At 58.4% G+C, this 8,345-nt stretch carries 6 protein-coding genes; all 6 read right to left on the reverse strand.

From position 1 onward, the window contains the following. The coding region (locus tag ACIP1X_RS26620; protein ID WP_400755764.1) for an ABC transporter permease subunit at positions 1-839 on the reverse strand (839 nt) is incomplete at its 3' end. An 11-nt stretch (positions 840-850) separates the two neighbouring features. Beyond that, the gene (locus ACIP1X_RS26625; RefSeq protein WP_053117067.1) at positions 851-1,861 is read right to left on the reverse strand and encodes an ABC transporter permease subunit; all 1,011 of its coding nucleotides are present in this window, start codon (positions 1,859-1,861) and stop codon (positions 851-853) included. Between the two features lie 73 nt (positions 1,862-1,934). Further along, positions 1,935-3,530 (reverse strand): ABC transporter substrate-binding protein, encoded by a 1,596-nt coding sequence (locus ACIP1X_RS26630; protein ID WP_053117068.1) that lies wholly within the window; start codon positions 3,528-3,530, stop codon positions 1,935-1,937. A 76-nt stretch (positions 3,531-3,606) separates the two neighbouring features. Then, on the reverse strand, positions 3,607-5,025 hold the full coding sequence (locus ACIP1X_RS26635) for an OprD family porin (protein WP_400755765.1): 1,419 nt from the start codon (positions 5,023-5,025) through the stop codon (positions 3,607-3,609). Between the two features lie 174 nt (positions 5,026-5,199). After that, on the reverse strand, positions 5,200-6,798 hold the full coding sequence (locus ACIP1X_RS26640) for an ABC transporter substrate-binding protein (RefSeq protein WP_159815356.1): 1,599 nt from the start codon (positions 6,796-6,798) through the stop codon (positions 5,200-5,202). A gap of 300 nt (positions 6,799-7,098) precedes the next feature. Then, on the reverse strand, positions 7,099-8,345 hold a 1,247-nt coding region (locus ACIP1X_RS26645; RefSeq protein WP_400755766.1), incomplete at its 5' end, for an ABC transporter substrate-binding protein.

The raw sequence follows: 8,345 nt of genomic DNA on the forward strand, positions 1-8,345 counted from the left end.
AAACCAGGCAGGCTCACCACCCACCAGGCGCGTTCGATGTAGTCGCGGGCCGAAGCCAGCATGGTGCCCCACTCAGGGGTTGGCGGTTGTACGCCAAGGCCGAGGAAGCCCAACGCAGCGGCATCGAGAATCGCCGAGGAGAAGCTCAGGGTCGCCTGAACGATCAGCGGTGCCATGCAGTTCGGCAGCACAGTGATGAACATCAGGCGTGGCAGACCGGCACCCGCGAGGCGCGCAGCGGTCACGTAGTCGCGGTTCAGTTCGCCCATCACGGCGGCACGGGTCAGACGCACGTAGGACGGCAGGGAAACCACCGCAATCGCAATCACGGTGTTGATCAGGCCAGGGCCGAGGATGGCGACAATCGCCACAGCCAGCAGCAGCGACGGCAGGGCCAGCATGATGTCCATCAGACGCATGATGGTCGGGCCAATCATCTTCGGGAAGAAACCGGCGAACAGACCGAGGAGGATCCCCGGAATCAGCGACATCACCACCGAAGACAAGCCGATCAGCAGCGACAGGCGCGAGCCCTGAATCAGGCGCGACAGCAAATCACGGCCGAGTTCATCGGTGCCGAGCAGGAACTGAATCTGCCCGCCTTCAAGCCACGCCGGCGGCGTCAGCAGGAAGTCGCGGTATTGCTCGCTCGGGTTGTGCGGGGCGACCCACGGCGCGAACAGCGCGCAGAAAATCACCAGCAACATGAACATCAGGCCAGCAACCGCGCCTTTGTTCTTGGAGAAGGCTTGCCAGAATTCTTTGTACGGAGACGGGTACAGCAGGCTTTGATCCGCGGTGGTGGCGGACGTCGCTACTGAGGAAGTTGGAGTGCTCATTGGATTGGACCTCAGCGCTGATGACGGATGCGTGGGTTGGCAAAGCCGTAGAGGATGTCCACTACGAAGTTGACCAGAATCACCAGGCAGGCGATTAACAGGATGCCGTTTTGCACAACCGGATAGTCCCGGGCGCCGATGGCTTCGATCAGCCATTTACCGATACCGGGCCAGGAGAAAATGGTTTCGGTCAGGACTGCACCGGCCAGCAGGGTGCCGACTTGCAGGCCGACCACGGTGAGTACCGGAATCAGCGCGTTACGCAGACCGTGGACGAATACCACGCGCGACGGCGACAGGCCTTTGGCCTTGGCGGTGCGGATGTAGTCTTCACGCAGCACTTCGAGCATCGACGAACGGGTCATTCGCGCGATTACCGCCAGCGGAATGGTGCCGAGCACGATGGCCGGCAGGATCAGGTGATGCAGCGCGTCGAAGAACGCCCCGACGTCATCGGCCAGCAGCGTGTCGATCAGCATGAAACCGGTGCGCGGCTCGATGTCGTAGAGCAGGTCGATCCGCCCGGAAACCGGCGTCCAGCCCAGGCTCACCGAGAAGAACATGATGAGGATCAGGCCCCACCAGAAGATCGGCATCGAGTACCCCGCGAGGGAGATGCCCATCACCCCATGGTCGAACAGGGATCCTCGCTTGAGTGCCGCAATCACCCCGGCCAAAAGGCCCAGAATGCCGGCGAACAGCAGGGCGGCCATGGACAATTCCAGGGTCGCCGGGAATAGAGAGGAGAACTCGGTCCATACGCTGGTTCGCGTGCGCAGGGATTCACCGAGATCGCCTTGAGCCAGTTTGCCGATGTAGTCCAGATACTGGGCATACAACGGTTTGTTCAGACCTAGGCGTTCCATTGCCTGAGCGTGCATTTCGGGGTCGACCCGACGTTCGCCCATCATCACTTCCACGGGGTCGCCAGGGATCATGCGAATCAACGCGAAGGTCAGCAAGGTGATGCCGAAAAACGTGGGGATCAATAACCCCAGTCGGCGGGCAATAAAACTAAACATCTTGTGTAGTACCTCATCAGCCGGTTAGGCGTGCCCGGCGTCCCTGGGGTCAGGGACGCGGGGAGTTTCTTATCTACTTCACCTGGGTGGTGGCGAAGTTATTGGTTGTGAGAGGGCTGATTTGATAACCCTCTACGTTGTTGCGCATTGCCGTGAACATCCTGGTGTGGGCCATGCTGATCCATGGCTGATCCTGATTAAACAGCACTTGCGCCTGTTCGTAGAGCGCGGCGCGTTCGGCCGGATCTACTTTAGCCCGTGCTTCATCCAGCAGTGCCTGGAATTTCTCGTTGCACCAACGTGCATAGTTTTCGCCGTTCTTGGCCGCTTCACAACTGAGCATAGGCGTCAGGAAGTTATCCGGGTCGCCGTTGTCACCCGCCCATCCGGCAGACACCATGTCGTGCTCGCCGTTCTTGGCGCGTTTAAGCATTTCGCCCCATTCCATCACGCGGATGTCGATCTTGATCCCGACTTTCGCCAGATCAGCCTGCATCATTTGCGCGCCGAGCATCGGGTTCGGGTTGGTCGGGCCGCCGCCGTTACGGGTAAACAGAGTAAACACGGTGCCTTCCGGTACTCCGGCTTCCTTGAGCAGGGCGCGGGCCTTGTCCAGATCGCGTGGTGGGTTCTTCAGGTCATGGTTGTAGCCGAGCAAGGTCGGCGGGTAAGGGTTGACCGCGACCGAGGCGTTGCCTTTGCCGAACAGCGCGTTGACGTAGGCTTCCTTGTCGAAGGCGATGTCGATGGCCTTACGCACGCGCACGTCGCTCATGTATTTGTGGGTGGTGTTCATGGCGATGTACGAGACGGTCATCGCGTCGAGTTCTTCGACTTTCAGGTTGCTGTCTTTCTTGATGCTCGGGATGTCATCCGGTTTCGGATACAGCGCGACCTGGCACTCATTGGCCTTGAGCTTCTGCAAGCGCACGTTGTTGTCGGTGGCGATCGCCAGAATCAGTGCTTCGGCCGGTGGCTTGCCACGGAAGTAGTCCGGATTGGCCTTGAAACGAACCTGCGCATCCTTGGCGTAACGCTGGAAGATGAACGGGCCGGTGCCGATCGGCTTGCTGTTCAGGTCGCCGGTCTTGTTGGCCTTGAGCAACTGGTCGGCGTATTCGGCCGGGTAGATCGAGGAGAACGCCATCGCGATGTCGGCCAGGAATGGCGCTTCGCGGCGGGTCAGGGTGAACTTGACCGTGTTGTCGTCGACTTTTTCTACGCTTTTGAGCAGTTCTTTGAAGCCCATGCTTTCAAAGTACGGGAAGCCCACGCTCGACAGTTTGTGCCACGGGTGATTCGGATCCAGCTGGCGCTGGAAGCTCCAGACCACATCGTCGGCGTTCATGTCGCGGGTCGGCTTGAAGTATTCGGTGGTGTGAAACTTGACGCCTTTGCGCAGATGGAAGGTGTACGTCAGACCGTCTTCGCTGATGTCCCAGGATTCGGCGAGCGCCGGGATCACTTCAGTGCTGCCGGGTTTGAAATCGGCCAGGCGGTTGAAGATGGTTTCGGCCACAGCGTCTGCCGTGACTGCAGTTGTGTACTGAACCATATCGAAGCCTTCCGGGCTGGCTTCGGTGCAGACGACTAGGGGTTTGGCCGAGACGCCAACAGCGACACTCAGCAACGCAGCCGCGATGGCCGCACGTAGGGGAAGCATTTTCATCGATAACCCTCTGCAATCGGTTGAAGACAAAAAGCCGAACGGCCGACTCATCATGAGTCAGCCGTCGGCAGGCGTTTTACAGAATGTTGAACGGAATGGTGGTCACCAGACGGAACTCGTTGATGCTGCCGTCAGCCTGGTTTTCGCTGGCACGGTGAGCGGTGTAAGTGCCGCGAACCGTGGTGGCTTTGAGCGGGCCGCTCTGTACCGCGTAGGTTGCACCGATGCCGTATTCATAGTGGGTTTCGCCGTCCATCGCCTGCACGCCGTCGTAGCCGCCACCCTTGTAGTGAGTGCCGTCGATGCCCCAGCCGCGCGCCTGGTAGATGTTGAACTTCAGGCCTGGCACGCCGTATTCGGCCATGTTGATGCCGTAGGAAACCTGGAAGGATTTCTCGTTCGGGCCGTTGAAGTCGGACAGCAGGGAGTTGGCCAGGTAGATGCCGTTGGTTTCGTGCAGGTAGTCGAAGTACTCGTTACCGTTCACTTCCTGATACGAGAAGGTCAGGGTGTGGGCCAGGTGAGTCAGGCCGAACGACAGCGAGTAGGTGTCGTTGTCGATTTCGCCCAGCAGCTTTTTGCCTTCGTCGACGGTTTTGTAGTAGTTCAGGCCGGTGGTCAGGCTCAGTACCGAGCTGTCGCCCAATACGTGCGTGGCGCCGAAGTAGTACTGGTTCCAGATGTCTTCGGCCTGCGTGCCCCAGAGGCTGGTGGTCAGGCTGGCGAATGGCTGGTAGGAAATACCGGCGGTGTTGACGTGATCGGATTCCACCCGGCCGTTGCCGTACTCAGTGCGGAATTTTTGCAGGCTCTGCTCCGAACGTGGCGAGACGCGGTCGAAGGTCGCCACGTCGAATGCCAGGTTGTTGAGCTCTTCGCTGTGGATCGCGACACCTTCGAAGCTCGAAGGCAGGGCACGGTTACCGATCACGTCGACTTGCGGGCTGCTGAAGTTCATGCGGCCGGCGGTCAGGGTGGTGTTGGAAACACGCGCCTTGATGTTGGCCAGGCCCAGTTTGCTCCACTGATCAACGGCGTCGCCGTTGTCTTTGTGGGTCAGGGTACGGTTGTTACCGGAGGCCGGGCCGGTTTTCGGCGCGCCACCGTTACCGGATGCCAGGTTCTCGCGATCACGCTCCAGCGCGAGGGCGTTATAGGCTGCGATTTCAGTGCTGAAACCGACAGTACCTTCGGTGAAGCCCGAGTTGTACTTGACGATGGTGCCCTGAACCCAGTTGATCCGGCGGTCGGTCTCAGCCAGTTGACCGTCCTTTTTATAGGCGAACTTGGCGCCACGCTTCAGTTGCTCGTTGGCGTACCAGTTACGGGTCGAACCGCTGATCGATTGACCTTCGACGAAACCGCTGGCTTCCGCCTGGGCGCTCTTGTCGTTGATCGTCACCGGGGTGAACGCCTGGCTCTGGGTTTCCGCATAAGCGGTTGCGGTGATGCTGCTGATGGCCAGGGCCAATATCGCAGTGCTGCTCAGTTTCATGGGTGAAGCTCCTTTACTTTCTTTTTATGCCGGCTTTTTTGGGTTGGCCGGTTATTGGTTTAGAACTCATTCACACATCGCAAACGTTTGCCAAATGCCTGATTGGCGAATTTCGGCAAAGCGCTTGCGTGAGGGGCTAGACGGGCCCCTCAGCGTTGCGGCTAATCGGTTGGGTTAATCGATGCTGACACCCGAGAAAACGTTGCGTCCGAAGGGGCTCACCTTGAAGCCTTCGATTTTCGTGCTCAGTGGCTGGTTGACCGTCGAGTGGGCGACAGGCGTGATCGGCACTTGCTGTTTCAGCAACTGCTGAGCCTGTTTATAGAGAACGGTGCGCTGGTCGCGGTCGGTGACGACCTTGGCCTGTTTGATCAACTTGTCGTAAGCCGGATCGCACCACATGGAGTAGTTGTTGCCGCCAATGGCGTCGCAGCTGTACAGCGTGCCGAGCCAGTTGTCGGGATCACCGTTGTCGCCGGTCCAGCCAATCAGGCTGATGTCGTGCTCGCCATTCTTGGTGCGCTTGATGTACTCGCCCCATTCGTAACTGACGATTTTCACTTTCAGACCGATTTTGGCCCAGTCAGCCTGGAGCATTTCGGCCATCAGTTTGGCGTTCGGGTTGTACGGACGCTGCACCGGCATCGCCCACAGGGTGATTTCGGTGCCTTCCTTGACGCCCGCAGCCTTGAGCAGCTCTTTGGCTTTTTCCGGGTTGTAGGCGGCGTCTTTGATGCTGTCGTCGTAAGACCACTGGGTCGGCGGCATGGCGTTGACGGCCAGTTGGCCGGCGCCTTGATAAACAGCGTTGAGAATCCCTTGTTTATTCACCGCCATGTCCAATGCCTGGCGCACTTCGAGCTGATCGAACGGCTTGTGGCGGACGTTGTAGGCGATGTAACCGAGGTTGAAACCCGGTTTGGAGATCAGTTGCAGTTTCGGATCGTTCTTCAGCGCGTCGACATCGGCCGGACGCGGATGCAGGGTGATCTGGCACTCGTCAGCCTTGAGCTTCTGCACGCGCACGGAGGCGTCGGTGTTGATCGCGAAAATCAGGTTGTCGAGTTTGACCCGGCTCGGATCCCAGTACTGCTTGTTGCCGGTGAAGCGGATGTTCGAGTCTTTCTGATAGCTCTTGAACACGAACGGCCCGGTGCCGATCGGCTTCTGGTTGATGTCGCTCGGTTTGCCGTCGGCCAGCAGCTTGTCAGCGTATTCGGCGGACAGAACGGCGGCGAAGCTCATGGCGAGGTTCTGGATGAACGCGGCGTCGACGCTGTTGAGCGTGAACTCCACGGTCAGCGGCCCGGTCTTCTCGACCTTGGCGATGTTCTTGTTCAGGCTCATCCCGTTGAAATACGGGAACTCGGTCGGATAAGCCTTGCGGAATGGCTGCTGTGGATCAAGCATGCGATTAAACGTGAACAGCACGTCGTCGGCATTGAAGTCGCGGGTCGGCTTGAAGTACGGCGTTGTATGAAATTTCACACCTTCACGTAAGTGAAACGTGTACTTGAGACCATCCTCGGAAATGTCCCACTTGGTGGCCAGACCCGGTACGACATTGGTCGCGCCTTTTTCGAACTCGACCAGACGGTTGTAGATCGGTTCGGCGGCATCGTTATCGGTGGCCGTGGTGTATTGCGCGGTGTCGAAACCCGCGGGGCTGCCTTCAGAGCAGAACACCAGACTTTTGCTGGCGGCGAAACTCGCGGACGTGGCGGCCATCAGGCCGGCGCCCAGCAATGCGGAAAAAACCAAGGTATGGCGCATGACGCTCCCTCTTTTTTTAGTGTTGTGCAATGCGCCGCGTTTCGTCCTGAAACGTTGTGGTCGCATTGAGCTCAATCCAATACGTACGGCAAACCGGTGGCCCACACAGAAACTGGTCAGAACCCGACGGTATTAGCCGTGGGCCTGGCAGTAAATGCGTAAAAGCCTGAAAACCTCGTAGGAAAAGGCGACGCGGCCTCGCCACTGCAAGTCTCTGCAGCGGAATCGGCTGTAGGCAAATTCCTAACTTCCCGGCAGGTAAAACAGCGGCGACGTCATAAACGTCGCCGCTGCAGTGCCTTATTTGCTGACGCTGACGCCGTAGAAGGAATTCAAGCCGAATGGGCTGATCTTGAAGTCCTGCACGTTGGCGCGCATGGGTTGGTACACCGTCGAGTGAGCGATAGGTGTCATTGGGACTGCATCTTTGAGGACGTGTTGTGCCTCTTTGTACAGTTCGGTGCGCTTACCTTGGTCGGTTGTGCGCTTGGCTTCTTTGACGAGGCCGTCGAACTTCTTGTCGCACCACTTGGAGAAGTTGTTGCCGCTGAGCGAGTCGCAGCCGAACAGCACGTTCAGCCAGTTGTCCGGATCACCATTGTCACCGCTCCAGCCAATGATCATGGCCTGGTTCTCGCCACCTTTGGAGCGCTTGATGTACTCGCCCCACTCGTAGCTGGTGATCTTCACTTTCAAGCCGATCTTGGCCCAGTCGGACTGGAGCATTTCGGCCATCAGTTTGGCGTTCGGGTTGTATGGACGCTGAACCGGCATCGCCCACAGAACGATCTCGGTACCTTCCTTGACGCCGGCTTCCTTGAGCAGCTGTTTGGCTTTCTCAGGATCGTACTTGGCATCTTTGATGGTGGTGTCGTAAGACCACTGGGTCGGCGGCATGGCGTTGACGGCCAATTGGCCTGCGCCCTGATAAACCGAATCGATGATCTGTGGCTTGTTCACAGCCATGTCCAGCGCCTGACGCACGCGCAGGTCAGCCAGCGGGTTTGCCTCGTTGCTGCCTTTGACCTTGTCCATCACGTTGTAGGCGATGTAACCCAGGTTGAAACCCGCCTGGTCAGGCATCTTCAGTGCTGGATCTTCTTTCAGCGCTTTCAGGTCGGCCGGACGCGGGAACAGGGTGACCTGGCACTCGTTCTTTTTCAGCTTCTGAATACGTACCGACGGGTCGGTGGTGATGGCGAAGATCAGGTTGTCGATCTTCACGTCTTCAGGCTTCCAGTAGTCCTTGTTCCCGGTGTAGCGGATGTTGGAGTCTTTCTGGTAGCTCTTGAACACGAACGGGCCAGTGCCGATCGGCTTCTGGTTGATGTCGGCGGCTTTGCCTTCCTTGAGCAGCTGGGCAGCGTACTCGGCGGATTGCACCGAAGCGAAGCTCATGGCCATGTTCTGGATGAACGCGGCGTCGACTTCTTTCAGGGTGAACTTGACGGTGTGGTCGTCGACTTTATCGATCTTGGTGATGTTGGTGTCCATCCCCATGTCGGTGAAGTACGGGAATTCGGTCGGGTACGCCTTACGGAACGGGT

The organism is Pseudomonas sp. NPDC088885, from assembly GCF_044750025.1.
GTDB classification, from domain to species: Bacteria; Pseudomonadota; Gammaproteobacteria; order Pseudomonadales; family Pseudomonadaceae; genus Aquipseudomonas; species Aquipseudomonas rustica.

What these genes read in the sequence shown, in the direction of transcription:
- ACIP1X_RS26625 (WP_053117067.1), bottom strand. Translation starts at nt 1,861, where the DNA reads ATGTTTAGTTTTATTGCCCGCCGACTGGGGTTATTGATCCCCACGTTT.
- ACIP1X_RS26630 (WP_053117068.1), bottom strand. Translation starts at nt 3,530, where the DNA reads ATGAAAATGCTTCCCCTACGTGCGGCCATCGCGGCTGCGTTGCTGAGT.
- ACIP1X_RS26635 (WP_400755765.1), bottom strand. Translation starts at nt 5,025, where the DNA reads ATGAAACTGAGCAGCACTGCGATATTGGCCCTGGCCATCAGCAGCATC.
- ACIP1X_RS26640 (WP_159815356.1), bottom strand. Translation starts at nt 6,798, where the DNA reads ATGCGCCATACCTTGGTTTTTTCCGCATTGCTGGGCGCCGGCCTGATG.